General features: G+C 68.3%; 12 protein-coding genes and 2 pseudogenes. 7 read left to right on the forward strand and 7 right to left on the reverse strand.

The window, feature by feature from the left end:
* On the forward strand, window positions 1-669 hold a 669-nt coding region (locus amrb99_RS47885), incomplete at its 5' end, for an SDR family oxidoreductase (RefSeq protein WP_190868767.1).
* 836 nt (window positions 670-1,505) lie between these two features.
* Here amrb99_RS47885 and amrb99_RS47890 read toward each other — a convergent pair.
* A complete protein-coding gene (locus amrb99_RS47890) occupies window positions 1,506-2,147 on the reverse strand; it encodes a LysE family translocator (protein WP_190868768.1) in 642 nt (213 codons plus the stop codon).
* A 1,075-nt stretch (window positions 2,148-3,222) separates the two neighbouring features.
* Here amrb99_RS47890 and amrb99_RS47895 point away from each other — a divergent pair.
* Window positions 3,223-5,046: a histidine kinase gene (locus amrb99_RS47895; protein ID WP_190868769.1), complete on the forward strand. Its 1,824-nt coding sequence runs from the start codon at window positions 3,223-3,225 to the stop codon at window positions 5,044-5,046.
* Here amrb99_RS47895 and amrb99_RS47900 read toward each other — a convergent pair.
* A complete protein-coding gene (locus amrb99_RS47900) occupies window positions 4,972-5,577 on the reverse strand; it encodes a response regulator transcription factor (RefSeq protein ID WP_190868770.1) in 606 nt (201 codons plus the stop codon). The two genes, amrb99_RS47895 and amrb99_RS47900, sit on opposite strands and share 75 nt — an antisense overlap.
* Before the next feature lie 404 nt (window positions 5,578-5,981).
* On the opposite strand from amrb99_RS47900, the gene amrb99_RS47905 reads away from it, so the two are divergent.
* Window positions 5,982-6,683 (forward strand): SDR family oxidoreductase, encoded by a 702-nt coding sequence (locus tag amrb99_RS47905; protein WP_190868777.1) that lies wholly within the window; start codon window positions 5,982-5,984, stop codon window positions 6,681-6,683.
* A 170-nt stretch (window positions 6,684-6,853) separates the two neighbouring features.
* Window positions 6,854-7,390, forward strand: coding sequence for a nuclear transport factor 2 family protein (locus tag amrb99_RS47910; protein WP_190868771.1), 537 nt, complete (start codon window positions 6,854-6,856; stop codon window positions 7,388-7,390).
* Between the two features lie 344 nt (window positions 7,391-7,734).
* Here the strand turns inward: amrb99_RS47910 and amrb99_RS47915 are convergent, their stop codons facing one another.
* The 4 genes and pseudogenes from amrb99_RS47915 to amrb99_RS47930 all read right to left on the reverse strand — a co-directional run bounded on the left by amrb99_RS47915 (window position 7,735) and on the right by amrb99_RS47930 (window position 10,555).
* A complete protein-coding gene (locus amrb99_RS47915) occupies window positions 7,735-8,088 on the reverse strand; it encodes a helix-turn-helix transcriptional regulator (protein ID WP_190868778.1) in 354 nt (117 codons plus the stop codon).
* Between the two features lie 360 nt (window positions 8,089-8,448).
* On the reverse strand, window positions 8,449-9,051 hold the full coding sequence (locus amrb99_RS52135) for an ABATE domain-containing protein (RefSeq protein ID WP_190868772.1): 603 nt from the start codon (window positions 9,049-9,051) through the stop codon (window positions 8,449-8,451).
* Between the two features lie 446 nt (window positions 9,052-9,497).
* Window positions 9,498-9,653, reverse strand: a complete 156-nt coding sequence (locus amrb99_RS47925) for a hypothetical protein (protein ID WP_190868773.1) — start codon at window positions 9,651-9,653, stop codon at window positions 9,498-9,500.
* Between the two features lie 63 nt (window positions 9,654-9,716).
* Window positions 9,717-10,555: pseudogene (locus amrb99_RS47930) on the reverse strand (IS5 family transposase).
* A 488-nt stretch (window positions 10,556-11,043) separates the two neighbouring features.
* On the opposite strand from amrb99_RS47930, the pseudogene amrb99_RS47935 reads away from it, so the two are divergent.
* Window positions 11,044-11,316, forward strand: a pseudogene (locus amrb99_RS47935) (fumarylacetoacetase); the annotation flags it as partial.
* A gap of 9 nt (window positions 11,317-11,325) precedes the next feature.
* Here amrb99_RS47935 and amrb99_RS47940 read toward each other — a convergent pair.
* Window positions 11,326-12,147 carry an alpha/beta hydrolase gene (locus tag amrb99_RS47940; RefSeq protein ID WP_190868774.1) on the reverse strand — a complete coding sequence of 274 codons (822 nt, stop codon included), beginning with the start codon at window positions 12,145-12,147 and terminating at the stop codon, window positions 11,326-11,328.
* Window positions 12,148-12,425: 278 nt separating this feature from the next.
* Here amrb99_RS47940 and amrb99_RS47945 point away from each other — a divergent pair, with 278 nt between their 5' ends.
* On the forward strand, window positions 12,426-12,794 hold the full coding sequence (locus tag amrb99_RS47945; RefSeq protein WP_190868775.1) for a NucA/NucB deoxyribonuclease domain-containing protein: 369 nt from the start codon (window positions 12,426-12,428) through the stop codon (window positions 12,792-12,794).
* 77 nt (window positions 12,795-12,871) lie between these two features.
* The gene (locus amrb99_RS47950; protein ID WP_190868776.1) at window positions 12,872-13,102 is read left to right on the forward strand and encodes a hypothetical protein; all 231 of its coding nucleotides are present in this window, start codon (window positions 12,872-12,874) and stop codon (window positions 13,100-13,102) included.
* Window positions 13,103-13,607: the final 505 nt, after the last annotated feature.

Raw genomic sequence — 13,607 nt, forward strand, 5'->3', positions numbered from 1 at the left:
GCCACCGCCCGCAACGCTCTCCACGCCGGCGCCCACGTCACCATCGCGGCCCGCGACAAGACACGCCTGAAAGAAGCCGCAACCGACCTCGGCGACAACGTCGAGGCCGCCACCGTCGACGTCACTCAGGACGACCAGGTGGCGGATGCCTTCGCCGCTTTCGGCGCTGTCGACCACGTGCTGCTCAGCGCCGGCATGCCGATGTTCGGTCCCTTCGAAAAGCTCGACCTCGCCCAGGTACGGCGCTACTGGGACACCCAACTCGGCTCGTTGCTCAGCGTGGCCCGGCACGGTGCGGCCAGTATGGAGGCCGGCGGATCATTTGTCTTCGTCACCAGCACCCAGAACCGCCGGCCGGCCGCGATGGGCGCCCTTCCCGCGGCGGTCGTGGGGCACGGGGTCGAAGTGATCACCAACAATCTGGCGCTCGAACTCGGGCAACGGGGCATTCGCGTCAACAGTGTCGCCTGCGGATTCGTCGACACGCCGCTCACCCGAGGAGCGCTCGGCGACCGGTTCGCCGCGCGTACGGCCGAACTCGCCCGATCGCTGCCCATCCGCCGCGTCGTCGGTCCCGACGACGTCGCCGCGCTCGTCGTGCACCTGTTCGGCAACGGCGCCATCACCGGAGCGGTGACCGCGATCGACGGCGGCCAGAGCCTCCAGTAACCGCACGCCGCGCCAAGCCAGGTGCCGGAGGATGGTCACCGTGGGGCGTAGAGAAAGATGCAACGTCTCCCGGTGACCTTCGGGCGAGTGCCTCAGAAGTGGTCGGCGGTCCGCTCACGACCATCCCCAGGCCCGCTCTGAAGCTTCCCGGTCCGGCAGAAACACCGTTAGTACGGTAGACGATCTCGCGTCGCCAGAGCTGCTGGACGCGAGTCGGCCATCGGAAACAACCGAACAGCCGGTGGCGGCAGCCTCTGTTCTCGGAAGTGCCGAGCTGGGCTTTGACACCACGCCGGGCGTGTTCCCGGAAGCCCGGGCGGTCTCTGCTTCCGAGAACACGGTCTTCTCAGCCGCGGCCGCCGCAGCTCGCGGGCGCATTGGAACTTCCGGCCTTAGGAAGGCATGACCGGTGCGCTCGCGGCGACGGTCGCGGCCGAACTGCTCGAGCCCAGGCCGGCCGCGCCAAGGAATAGGCCGCCCAGTGCACCTTTCTTTACCTGAACGTATCGCATCGCAACGCCCGCCGCTGGTGCGATATATACGCGGCTGTGGCAATCGGGGCCGATGGCGGCGACCCAGCGGACCAGAACCCACAGATCATTTCTCGCACTGGCCTGATCACGTTGCAACTACTAGATCTGGCTGCTGCGACTCCCCCAGAACGAGACCTCCGGCTAGTTCAGCCGTCACCCCTGTCGTCGGCAGCTCATCGAGGCACGGACCCGGTCTGCAGCCCCCACTGACATCGCAGACGGTGAAACCGGAGGACGCCAAGGTGGCCACGATCAAGGAGGAAGGCCCGCCGGCCTCGCCCGCAGCAGGGCACCGCGCGGCTCCTAGGCTTGCGAGGCGACTCCGATCCCCAAAGCGACCAGAACGGCGCCGACGATGCGGTCCAGCCATTGCCGCAACCGGGTTCCGGCCAGCAGCGCGGCGGCGCGAGCCGCCAGCAGCGCGACAGCTGCCAGCACGACGGCGGACATCACCAGCTCGATCAGGGTCAGCAACACCGAGGTGGTAAGCACATCCGCCCCGGAGGGAACGAACTGCGGCAGGATGGCGACGTAGAAGATGCCCATCTTCAGGTTCAACAGGTTGGCCAGCACGCCCGTACGAAACGCAGCGACCCGGCTCCTGTTACGAAGCGGTTCTCTGGCCACGGCCTTGTGCTCCGCATCTGCGGTGCTATTGCTGTGGCGTGCTGCCCAGATCGTCGAAATGCCGAGGAAGAGAAGATAGAAGGCGCCAACGTACCGGATGAAGTCATAGACCAATGCCGATTGCTCGATGACAGCCGCGAGCCCGACCGACGCAGCCACGCCCCAGACCAGGGAGCCTGACGCGGCTCCGATCGCCACCGCGATCCCATGACGGCTCCCTCCCTTCGAAGAGTGCTTGAGCACCAGGAAGATGTCTGGTCCCGGCGTGAGAGCGAACAGCAGCGCTACCACAGCAAAAGCTGACAGCGCATCAGCCACGAACAACCCCCAAAGAACGATCACCTGGCCACAGACATTACCCGGGTGCGGGGCCGCCTGACGTGCCCCGCGAGGAGGTGAGCACAGAATTTGCCGATACCGGTCCGCGGCTGCCGGGTCAGGGAGCGTCCCAGAGCGCGCGCCCCAAAGATCCTGATCCATCGGTCTGGTCGTTGTTCGGTGACGCGGCGTTCGAGCTGCCTGATGAGGTCCACGACGTCACCATCGAGGTCGCCTCCATGACGACCCGGCCTCGCGGCCTCGTCCGGAACCCCCGAGCAGGACTTAGCGCCCGTTACACCACCGAAGTCCTGCGACGCTCCCTGAGCAGCCACCGGCATCCTTCGGCCTCGGCCTCGCAGCATCGAGGTCCTGAAGGACGTCGCCAGACCCTGGCGCCACCGAGCGCGCACAATGCGGCGGCGTCAAGGCGCCGTCGAAATGGCTCCGAATGGCGCGTCGACGAGACTCTTGCGGATGAGCAGGCGGTGGCGCGGTCGCCGTGTGTTTGGACAGTCCACGCTGGCGGCACGGTAGCTGAACAGCGAAGCGTGGTGGGTGCGGAATCGATGGCCAGGTGTGCCGGCGCGTTCGCTGCGTTAGGACGTGAGCAGGACGACGATTGCTGGTGGTCAGCGGAGTGATACGCCCGTTTGCGTCATTTGCCCAGACAACCGATGAGGGCACGTGGCCAGGCGCACGTCTCCGACCCGAGGCGGTGAGTTTGGAGACGCGCAGACCGGTTTCGTTGCCCACCGGCAGCATCGAGTGATCGCGTGGTCCGGTCTAGGTGGCCTGGTCGGGCGGACCAGCAACGCATCGAGCGCCAGGGGCCCCTCGGGTGATACACCTGGCCGAGGACCCGGACGGGCAGTCCCGCGGCCGCGCAATCGCGCCGCTGTGGCGTCGGGTGTCTCCAACTAGCTGGACACACCCCGACCTTCGTTGCGCTCCCGTCTCAGATCGTGGGTCGCGCTTCGGGTCCGGCGGAGGCGCGTGCGAAGATCTGCTTGGCTTTGGGGGCTGTGTGAAGTCGAGCGTTGAGGATCTCCCGCCGCGGGTCGCGCGTGCGATGTTGTGGACCGCGCTGGCGCTGCTTTTCTGCATCCGGGCGTTCGATGCGGCCAGAGGCGGTGCGAGCGTGGAAGCGCTGTTCTTGGCGGGGGCTCCTTACCCGCCGTTGGTGGCGCTGCTGGCTGGGCGGTTCCGGCTGGGTGTCCGCATCGGGCTGCTGGTGCTCTTGGCGGCGCTGGCGCTGATGCCGTTTGCCGTGGTCGGCCTGGAGTGGGGATGGCTGCCGTGGACGATCGGGGCGGGCGTACTTGTCGCGCTTCCGCCGCGGGCGTCCTGGCCGCTGCTCGGTGCCGTTGTAGCCGCGACAGCCGTCACCGGCCTGCTGGCCGGGGAACCGGTCAATGTCTGGGCCTGGCGGCCACTGGCGCTGGCGACGGACGCGCTGATCGTGTTCAGCCTCCACAGCGTCAGCGGGCTGGTGGCGGACCTGCACGCCACGCGGGACGAGCTGGCCAGGATCGAGACGTCCAGGGAACGGCTGCGACTCGACGCGGAGTTGCACCGGACCGTCGGGACCGGGCTGCGGTCGATCACCGAGAGGCTGGCGGCGGCGGCCGAGGCTCGGCCTGAGGACGCCCGCGTCTGGATCCAAGAGGCGACCGAGATGGCCAGACGAACACTGGCTGAGGTCCGTTCGATGGCCGGCGGCTACCGCGCCGCAAGTGGCCAGGACATGCGGCCGCCGGTCGGGTCGCCGAAGTTCGTCCGCGTCGTCCTCGCTGCAGTGGTGCTCATCCAGGCGGTGAGGCCGGTAATGAACGTCTTCACCGTCGCCGGAGACCCGCGCTGGCTGTACCTGCTCGTCCCGCTGCTCGCGGTGGCCGTGTCGTTGCTGCTGTCGCGGCCGTCGCGCGGGCGGCTCATCGCGCTGGGCCTGCTGCTGGTCCCGGTGGCCTGGCCCGGGAGTTACGCGGCGGGCACGCTGCTGGTGGTCAGCTGCATGTGGGGGCTGTTCGCCGGAGCCGCGCTGACCTGGGTCCGCCCACCGAGATCGTGGGCGATCGCCGCGGCCGTCCTGGCCTTGCAGGTCGTGGTGTGCATCACCCCGCCTCCCGTGGCCTCCCCTGCGGACATGGTGACGAGCGTGCTTTCGCCCATCATCCTGGCCTGGCTGTTCTACGGTCTGTCCCGGCTGGGCGACCTGGTCGTCCTTCTTGGGCGGGCCCGGCAGGAGTTGGCGGTGGCGGCCGTCGCCGCCGAACGCCTCCGGATCGGGCGCGACCTGCACGATGTCCTGGGTTTCAGCCTGTCAGCGGTCGCGCTGCGCGGGGAGCTGGCCCTACGGCTACTGAACCTTGATCCGGTACGGGCCGCCGCAGAGCTGGCAGCGTTGGTCGAGGTCCTGGGACGGGCGCACGCCGAGCTCGGCTCGATCACCGGCGGCCGGGTCCGGCTCGAGCTGCGCCATGAGATCGATGCGGCGGTCGAGGCGCTGAAAGCAGCGGGCATCGCCGTCCACACCGAGGTGGAGATCGGGACGCTGCCGGACGGGACCGGCACCGCCCTGGCCGCCGTTCTTCGTGAAGGCGTCACCAACGTCCTGCGCCACAGCCGGGCGCGCACCTGCACGATCACGGTCACCGGCTCGGGCGGCGCCGCATGGCTGCGGATCGTTAACGACGGCGCAGGTGAGCCCCGCACGTCGGTCACCGGGGGCGTGGGGTTGGAGAGCCTGGCGGCCCGCGCCGGCGGGCGGCTGTCGGCGGGGCCGCTCCGGGGAGGCGGCTTCGAGGTGGTGGCCGAGTTCCGGTCAGATCCAGCCGGACTCGGTGGCGATGCGGACGGCGTCGATCCGGTTGCGGGCGCCGAGCTTGCCGACCGCTGAGGTCAGGTAGTTCCGCACCGTCCCGTAGGACAGGAACAGCCGCTCGGCGATCTCCATCGGTTGCGCGCCGGTGGCCGACAGGCGCAGCACCTCCGCCTCCCGCTGCGTGAGCGGGCTCTCCGGAGCCAGCAGCGCCGCGGACGCGAGCGCCGGATCGATCACCGTGCCGCCCGCCGCGACCGTGCGGACCGCCGCCGCCAGCTCGTCCGGCCGGACGTCCTTGCGCACGAACCCCGCGACGCCCGCCTCCAGCGCCCGCCGCAGATCCCCGGGACGGCTCAGCGCGGTGAGGATCAGCACCCGGCAGCCGGGCACCCGCCCGGGCAGCAGCGCCGCCGCCGCCAGCCCGTCCATCTCGGGCAGGTCGATGTCGACGACCGCCACGTCGGGCCGGTACCGCTCCGCCGCCGGCACGATCCGGGCCCCGGAGTCCACCTGGGCCACGACCTCGATGTCGTCCTCCAGGCCGAGCAGCTCGGCCAGCGCCTCCCGCAGAAGATGCATGTCCTCCGCGATCAGCACACGGATCATGCTCCGCCGCCGACGATCAGGCCCATCCCTTGATGATATGTGCATTTTTCATACGCGATCAGTGACACGAGACACTTGCGGCGGCCTCAGCCTCCTCCTCCTCCATGCTCGCCCCTTGAGGCACAGGCAGAGCAGGGGCGGACCATGTGAGAAATGCACGGGTTCACAGTGACAGCGGCACTGTCACAGCAGCCGGATGCGCTGGCAGCATCGTCGTGCACGACAACAACGACCCGAAGGATGAGGAATGGGCGGGTCGCGGACCGGCTTTCCGCGCAAATCGCTCCTGTTTCGTTCATCCTCTCTTGGAGTTTGTGATCATGCCTTTGAATCGAGAAGTTCCGGGCTCCGGGTGGGCCAGAAACCCACTACCCGCGTCACTGAGTGATCAGCGTGTGCTGATCATGGGGGGCAGTTCAGGGATCGGGGCCGCCAGCGCTGCCTTGTTCGTCCAGCAGGGCGCCGAGGTAGTGATCACCGGTCGCGACCAGGATCGTCTGGCCGAGACAGCCGCGGCCATCGGTGAAAAGATCACCGCGCGGCGCCTGGACGGCGGTTCGGAGGAGGCCTTGGCGGCATTCTTCGCCGAAGACACCACTTACGACCAAATGGTGCTGGCGCTCAGCAGCGGGTCAGGCGCCGGCCCGTTCCCCGGCTTGGACCTGCAGGCCCTGCGCGACGGTTTCGAAGGCAAGTTCTGGGTCCACCTCAAGATCCTTCAGGCGGCACTCGGGTCGTTGGCCCCGACCGGCTCGGTCACCTTCATCACCGCGTCCTCCGCGCGGGCGGCGTTGCCGGGTACGGCTGGCCTGGCGGCGATCAACGGGGCGTTGGAGGCGATGGTGCGGCCACTGGCGACTGAGCTGGCACCACTGCGGATCAATGCGGTCTCCCCCGGCATCATCGCCACACCATGGTGGGACAAGATGCCCGCCCGGCAGCGCGAGGAGATGTTCGCCGAGCACGCCGCGGCCCTGCCGGTCGGCAGGGTCGGGCAAGCCGAGGACGTGGCCCAGGCCGTGCTACTGGCCGCGACAAACGGGTTCATGACCGGCCAGGTGATCGAGGTCAACGGAGGCTTGAGCCTCGCTACCGGCCGCGGATGAGAAACGTCCAGGTCGGCGCCCCCCGAGCGACCCGCCCTGGCCGTCCTCGCAGCACTCCCTTCCCGATATCCGGCTCGCCTGCATTCCCCCGCCCAGCTTCACGGAAATTTCCGGCCGCGACGGACAACGCGGTCGAGCCACCGAATCCCCGCACCGAAAGGTAGAAACCCTTGATTTCCACCATCCTCCCGAGCGGCTACTTCGCTCCGCTGGAGAAGGTCCAGACCGGACTTGGCGCCGACGACCAGCTCGCCTGCCTGAACCTGGTCGCCCGCTTCGAGTGGTGCTTCGACTCGCGCAACTTCGACGCGCTGCGCGAGATGCTCACCGAGGACTTCGTCCTCGACCACGTCTGGGGCTACCGGGAGGGCCGGGAGGCGGCGATCGCGCTCCTGCGGGAGAAGCTGCCGATCAACGACGGACTGCGCCACGCCAGCCTCAACCCGACCGTCCACGCCGAGGAGGACGGCACCGCGACCGCGCTGTCCTACCTGCTCGGCGTGCTCGTGGGCGAGGACGCCGACGGGCCGCAGCGGCCCATCATCGCGGGCGAGGGCCTGCGCGTCGACCGGTTCCGCAAGGAGGACGGCCTCTGGCGGATGACCGCGTGCACCGTGGACCAGATGTGGGTGCACAGCTCGTTCCCCATCCCCGACACCGAGCGAGCGCACTACCGTCTGGACGCCGCCTCCCGACCCCGGTCCTGATCACACCGCAGCTCCAAGACGCCTTGGTCATCCCGATCGTTGATCTCGACGCTGATGCGCTCATCATGGTTGACCATCTGGTGCGCGGGCCTGAGGGGCGCCTGACTCGACCGTGTCGTCGAGTCCCGACACATCCGGCTCGCCATGGTAGAGGTGTCGTCCGGGCGAACGCGGCACGGCCGGGTGTCGTCCAGCGCTTGGGACCCGCGATGCCCGCGGGTCCCAAGCGCTGGACCGTGCGTCGCGAACGCAAGGCATGAGACAACTCCACAAACGTGAGTTGTGCTCGACGCACTTTCTTCCAGATGAGGGGAACGCAGACGAAAATCCTTGGAGTTACTGAGCTAACAGCCGTCTCGCCCCGGCCGCATCGGCAAACTCGGCGTCTCGTCGAACACTGCGGCGTACCCGGCAGCGATTAGCAGCAGGTTGGGGTCGCGCAGCGGGATGTGGAACACCGGCGCGTACCCGGCCGCGAGCAGCATGAGGTTCCGGTCGCGCAGCGGCACGTCCAGGTACTCGGCAAGCCGCAGAACCGTGTCGCGGCTCGGCACCGACCGGCCCGTCTCCACGAAGCTCAAGTGCCGGGCCGACATGTCCACCTCACACGCCAGTTTCAGCTGGCTCAGCTTCCGTAGCCGCCGCCATGCGCGCAACTGCTCCCCGATGGGTCGCACGTCGCTCAATGCCGTGGTCATTGTCGTCACGTGCGTGACGCCTTCCGGTCCCGCGCCATGCGGAAGACGCCGCCGTGACCTTGGGGAGCAGTGGCTGGGCTGGGGGAACAGCCGGGCCGGACACAACGTCCACCGGCGCGGTGACCGTCAACGGCTCGTGATCGGGCCAGAGCGCGTGGCCGATGCACCCGTCGACAACTGGCACCGGCAGGAGCACCGTTCACGCTTGACCATCGCAGAGCGGCAGCACCGGACGCCTGCCTTTGTCTCAAATAACCAGATCCGTGGACCGCTTGGTGCGCTCCACCGGCCAGGGAAGCCCTCAATGCTCCACCCCTCACAAAACTCCGTGTACATCACCAGGCTGCCGAAACCCACAGTTCAGGGACCGCGCCCAGCTTGTCGTCGGCGGTATGCGGCGGATCGGTCCTTGCTTCCGCAGGCGGCGCTGGAGCACCAGCGGCGGCGTCCGGGACGGCTGGTGTCGACGAACAGCAGGGCGCACTCGGGGCTTGCACATTCGCGGATGCGACCGGCGGCGGTGCCGGTGAGCAGGTCGATGGCGTCGCGGGCGACGGTGCTCAGCGCCGCCTGTTCACCGCCGTCGGCCGGCAGCGTCAGCTGACCGATTCCCTTGTGGAGCACAGGGATCAGGGCGGGGGCGGCGGCCGCGGCGGTGATGGTGGCCTCGTCTTCGGCGGCGGCCAGTCGTCCGGCCATCACTGCATGGGCGACGCGGTAGATCGCCTCACGCAGCGTGCGGGCTGCGTCCAGGCCGGTCGGCGTGACCGCGACCGGTTCGTCGAGCAGTCCATACTCGCGATACCACCGCGTCAGGTCGGCCGGTTCTCGCAGACGCTCGTAATTGCCGCGCCACCGTTCGCCGACCGTGGCGACAAAGGCCAGGCACAGACGGCCGGAACGGAAGTTGAACCGCAGTTCCTCGACAGGGGTGTCCCTGTGCCAGGTTGCATCGGCTTCCACGTCACAAGTATAACTCGTGACGTGGACAAGGTTGGCAGGGGGCGCACGCTCCGATCGACTCTGCTCCCAGATGTCGCGCCCTCTCCGCCGGCCTCCAGTGCCGTCGTCCCGACGGTCTTGGCTGCTCAGACCGCCGTATGGGTGGTGCAGCAGAGTCTGCCGAGCATCAGAGTTCACCTGCAGGCTGATCTGAATGTCGGCTCGATAAGGCTTGGCCTGTTGCTGGGAACTGTGTTCGCGGCAACTGCGGCATCAGTCTTCGCGCGGGGAGTGCGGAGGACCAAGTCGGTAACCGCCGAATCCCGCTGCCGGGCCTGCCGGTGGCAGCTGCGGCGCTGGCTGGATCCGGATGGGCCGCCGGGGCCGACGGCGCCGTCGCGGTCACCGCCGGCCTGCTGGTCGCTGGAGTAGGGAGCGCCGTTGGAACGTCCGCGCCGGCAAAGGCACTAGCCGACCACGTGCCGCTCGATCGACTCGGGGCGGTGCTCGGATTGCGCCAGCCCGCCGTGCCCGGTGGCGGCCTGCTGAAACGTCAGGCCTTCACCCGCAGCACCCGGCTGGCTGTCGCCACCGGTCCGCAAGACCGCCTTGGCCGCATTCATGGGCTGCAGAACAGGGCGATCTTCGCTGCGGGCGGTCTGAGTGCGTGTTTGAGAAGGATCTTGTTATAGGTATTCGAGGGGGCGCCGGGCTTGGCGGATGACGGGCTGTCCGCCACGGGCCAGGCGGCGGGTCATGAGGCCGATGGCTGCCCATCGGGTCATGGCTTCGCTGGTGGCGGGATGGCGTTCGTAGTCACGGGCCAGCCGCCGGTGGGCGGTGAGCCATGCGAGCGTCCGCTCGACCGCCCATCTGCGGGGGAGCACGGCGAATCCCTTCTGGTCTGCGGGCTTGCGGACGATGCTCAGGTGGTGCACAGGGTGCCTGCGGCCCAGCCGACCAGCCGTCCGGCGAACCCGGCGTCGGCGAACACGAACCGGCAGGTGGGCGAGGTGAGATACAGCCCCAGCAGCATGCCTTTGGCGCCATCGCGGTCCTGGACGCTCGCGGCTCACACCGTCACCGTGATGAGCAGGCCGAGGGTGTCGGTGACAATGAAGCGCTTGCGGCCGGTCACCTTCTTGCCAGCGTCATACCCTCGGGTGTCGCTGCCGACGGTGTCGGCGGCCTTGACGCTCTGGGAGTCGATGATGCCCGCGCTGGGGTCGTCGTCACGGCCCTCCACCCGGCGGACCTGCTGGCGCAGCACGTCCAGCATGCACAGCGTGACCCGCTGCTTCTCCCACCGCACGAAGTACCAGTACACCGTCTGCCACGGCGGGAAGTCGGCAGGCAACTGCCGCCAGGCGCAGCCGGTGCGGACCACGTACAGCACCGCGTCCACGATCTCGCGCCGCGAGTACTTCTCTGGCCGGCCACCGCTACCGGCCGGTGGCAGCAGCGGCTCTACCAGCGCCCATTCGTCATCGGTCAGGTCCGAGGGGTAACACGACGTCCGAGCCATCGCCGCACCCTGCACCAACCAGCACACGGCATCACGCAGCCACACCGACCTAGATCAACTTCTCAAACACGCACTAACAGCGCTCGCCCATCCAGCAGCACCCTGACCAACGCCAGAAAACGAAGCGTCCGGCGGCGGTATCGGGACCCCAGGAGAGCAGGCCGCCCCGGCCCCTCGGCCACGTTCCGAGCCGCCGCCGTCTGTGCCCTAGAGCACCACGTGCAGCCCCTGCCGGCTTCCCGCCCCGGCAACGGCGGCGGAGACAGCCACCACTCTGCTGCCGGATTCTGCCAGGCCACAGGACGGATGGACGGCCAGTCGCACTCATCAGCCGGGCAATCGCCGCCTTCATCATCGACGCCCATGAGACCGCAGCCCGTGGCCGCCCTCAGCAGGGAAGGCCCCATACATGGACGGCACCAGAGCCCAATGGTACGGAAGTGCGCGGCTGAGCATACTTCGTTCGGGTGTCGCTCTGGTTGAGGGACCAGATGCTCCCGCACATGACGGTGAACGGCGCCTCGTCCCGTACCGGGGACCTGTTCGCGTCGGGGACGGTGTCCGGCCCGGAGAAGGACCAGCGCGGTGCGTTCATCGAGCTGACCTGGGGCGGGAAGGAGCCGGTCGAGGTCGGCGGCGAGCCGCGGACGTTCCTGGAGGACGGCGACGCCGTCACGGTCTCCGCCACCGCGCCGGGTCCGGGCGGCGCGAGCCTCGGCCTCGGCGCGGTGACGGGCCGCGCCCTCCCCGCGTCGTCGTGAGACCTGGTCTCAGGCCTCCTTGATGAAGTCGAGCAGGTCCTGGTTGATCTGGTCGGCGTGGGTGATGAAGATGCCGTGGCCCGCTCCGGCATACTCCTTGTACCGGTTGCCCGGCACCAGTTCGGCGAGCCGCCGTCCGCAGAGGTCGATGGGAGCGGACGCGTCGGCGTCCCCGTGAAGGATCAGGGTCGGCACCCGGAGCGCCGCGGCCTCCTCGCGTAGGTCCGTGTTGATCCCGATCCGAACCACCTCCACGGCCGCCTTGGCCGAACAGTCCAGGCAGCGCTGCACCGTCCACTCGATCAGCTCGGAGGAGACCTGGTTGCCCAGGTGGGTCGCGAAGAACGCCTGCGCGTTCTGGGCCATCCACCTCGGCCGGTCCTTGGTCCGTTCGGCCATCGAGGCGTCGAAGAGCACCTTCGGGATCCCATTGGGGTTATCGGGGCGCTGCGCGGCGAGCGGGGCGGTGGCTGCGAGCAGCACTACGCGGCTCACCCGGTCGTACCCGTGGCGGGTGAGGTAGCGGATCACCTCGCCGCCGCCCATGGAGTGCGCCACCAGGATCACCTCGCGCAGGTCAAGGCGGTCGAGCAGGGCCGCGAGGTCGTCGGCGAGGGTATCGTAGTCGTAGCCGTGGCCCGTCCAGTCGGAGCGGCCGTGCCCGCGCTTGTCGAAGGCCACGCACCGCAGGCCCTGCTCGGACAGCGGAAGCATCTGGAACTCCCACATGCTGCTGGCGAGCCACGCCCCCGTCACGAACACGACCGGCCTGCCCTGCCCCCAGTCCGTGTAGAACAGACTGGTCCCGTCAGAACCCTCGAAGTACGGCATTGCACATCCTTCAGTGATCAATTGGCTCTTTCAGGACAAACTCTTACGCATCATGATCACCTCGTCGATTACCTGCGAGGTAGTGGTGGTCACGCGCCGCCGACGCGAGCGCGACGAACTCAGGCAAGGGTCAATGCGGTTCTCCGATCCGGGCGGCGCCCGCACGAACTTGCGAAGGGGCTCGGCTCCTGCATGTAGCGGCCAACATCCGCCGGATCCAGAGCCGCGGTCCGGCCCATTACGGGCGGCCCGGATCCGGGCATCCGCTGCATCGGCTGATGGACCGGGCGCAGCAGGTCCGCAACCGCCGCGCCGTGTGCGGGCGGCCGGTCGTGGGGCCGCCGCCCCACCGCGGGGTGAACTGTGACGAGTACCCCTTCGCCTCCAGTCGGGAAAGCGGCACGGTCGTATCGCACAGCAGCCGCAGCACCGAGTGGGTGCCGACCTCGGAGCAGAACCGCCAAGGTGGGTTGATAGCGACATCACTGGCGGCGCAGCGCGTCCTGTACGGCGAGGCGTTCTACGTCGCCGTCTGGCCACATCCGCCGCCCAGACAGACCGCACATGAGCCCAGGCATACAACAAGGCAGGACAGGACGCGCACCGTGCACATCGGCGTCATCGGCACGGCCAACCAACGGTTCTGACTGGAAGCGGCGATGTCCCTATCCGCGTCCAAGCCGACCACACCCCGCCACCGGACCTGGACCACTCGGACGATGTCGTGGAAATCAGCACCCAGATCCACGCGCCCACCGTGATCGTGACGATCCCCGACGGCATCCAACTCGGCGAGCTGGACCTGCACCCGACGCCCGGAGGCAGCTACCGGCTGCGCTTCCACGCCCGCGGCCGCGACGCCGGCACCGAAGCCGAGTTCATCAGCGCCGACGACGGACAGGACATGGTCGAAGAGCACCTGGTGCTGATCTGGCCCGCCCCAAATCCCGACTGAACCGACCGACGACGTCGGCGCCGAGAACCGCTCCCAATAGCCCACTATCCCCAGGTCACCAACCCGGGACAGTCAACCGCAGTAGAGCCCCTGGCCTGTGTCCACGCCCTGCAAGCCTTCGCCTACCGAGCCCGGTGAACTGGACGAACTGCCCGTGGCAGTGGCGGCCCGTTATCTGGGAGGCCTTTCGGGTGTCAGGGATGTAATGCGTGTGCACGCTCGGCGTACGTGCCTGACAGGTATCCGGGGGTATGAGGCATGTAGGGGACGTGAGTCATGTGACGTGGAACCGGGCGATGTCCCACGCGACGGAGTCGAGGGCCTGGTGACAGCTACTGGCGGCACACACGCGACACACCCTGGCTTCCTGTTCGGGCACTCGTAGCTAGTGTTTCGCTCGAATAGTTTCTTTTCGTTTGATTTTGGCGATGATCTCGTCGGCGTCTTTGGTCCAGGAGAATGGTTCGCAGCGGTCGTTCCAGCCGTCGATGAAGGTGCCGATCGT

Source organism: Actinomadura sp. RB99 (assembly GCF_014706005.1).
Lineage (GTDB): Bacteria > Actinomycetota > Actinomycetes > Streptosporangiales > Streptosporangiaceae > Spirillospora.

Bases quoted from the DNA above. Each gene is read 5' to 3' on its own strand.
- amrb99_RS47925 (WP_190868773.1), bottom strand. From the start codon at position 9,653: ATGAATGCGGCCAAGGCGGTCTTGCGGACCGGTGGCGACAGCCAGCCG.
- amrb99_RS47940 (WP_190868774.1), bottom strand. From the start codon at position 12,147: ATGCCGTACTTCGAGGGTTCTGACGGGACCAGTCTGTTCTACACGGAC.
- amrb99_RS47905 (WP_190868777.1), top strand. From the start codon at position 5,982: ATGGGGGGCAGTTCAGGGATCGGGGCCGCCAGCGCTGCCTTGTTCGTC.
- amrb99_RS47900 (WP_190868770.1), bottom strand. From the start codon at position 5,577: ATGATCCGTGTGCTGATCGCGGAGGACATGCATCTTCTGCGGGAGGCG.
- amrb99_RS47945 (WP_190868775.1), top strand. From the start codon at position 12,426: ATGGACCGGGCGCAGCAGGTCCGCAACCGCCGCGCCGTGTGCGGGCGG.
- amrb99_RS47915 (WP_190868778.1), bottom strand. From the start codon at position 8,088: ATGACCACGGCATTGAGCGACGTGCGACCCATCGGGGAGCAGTTGCGC.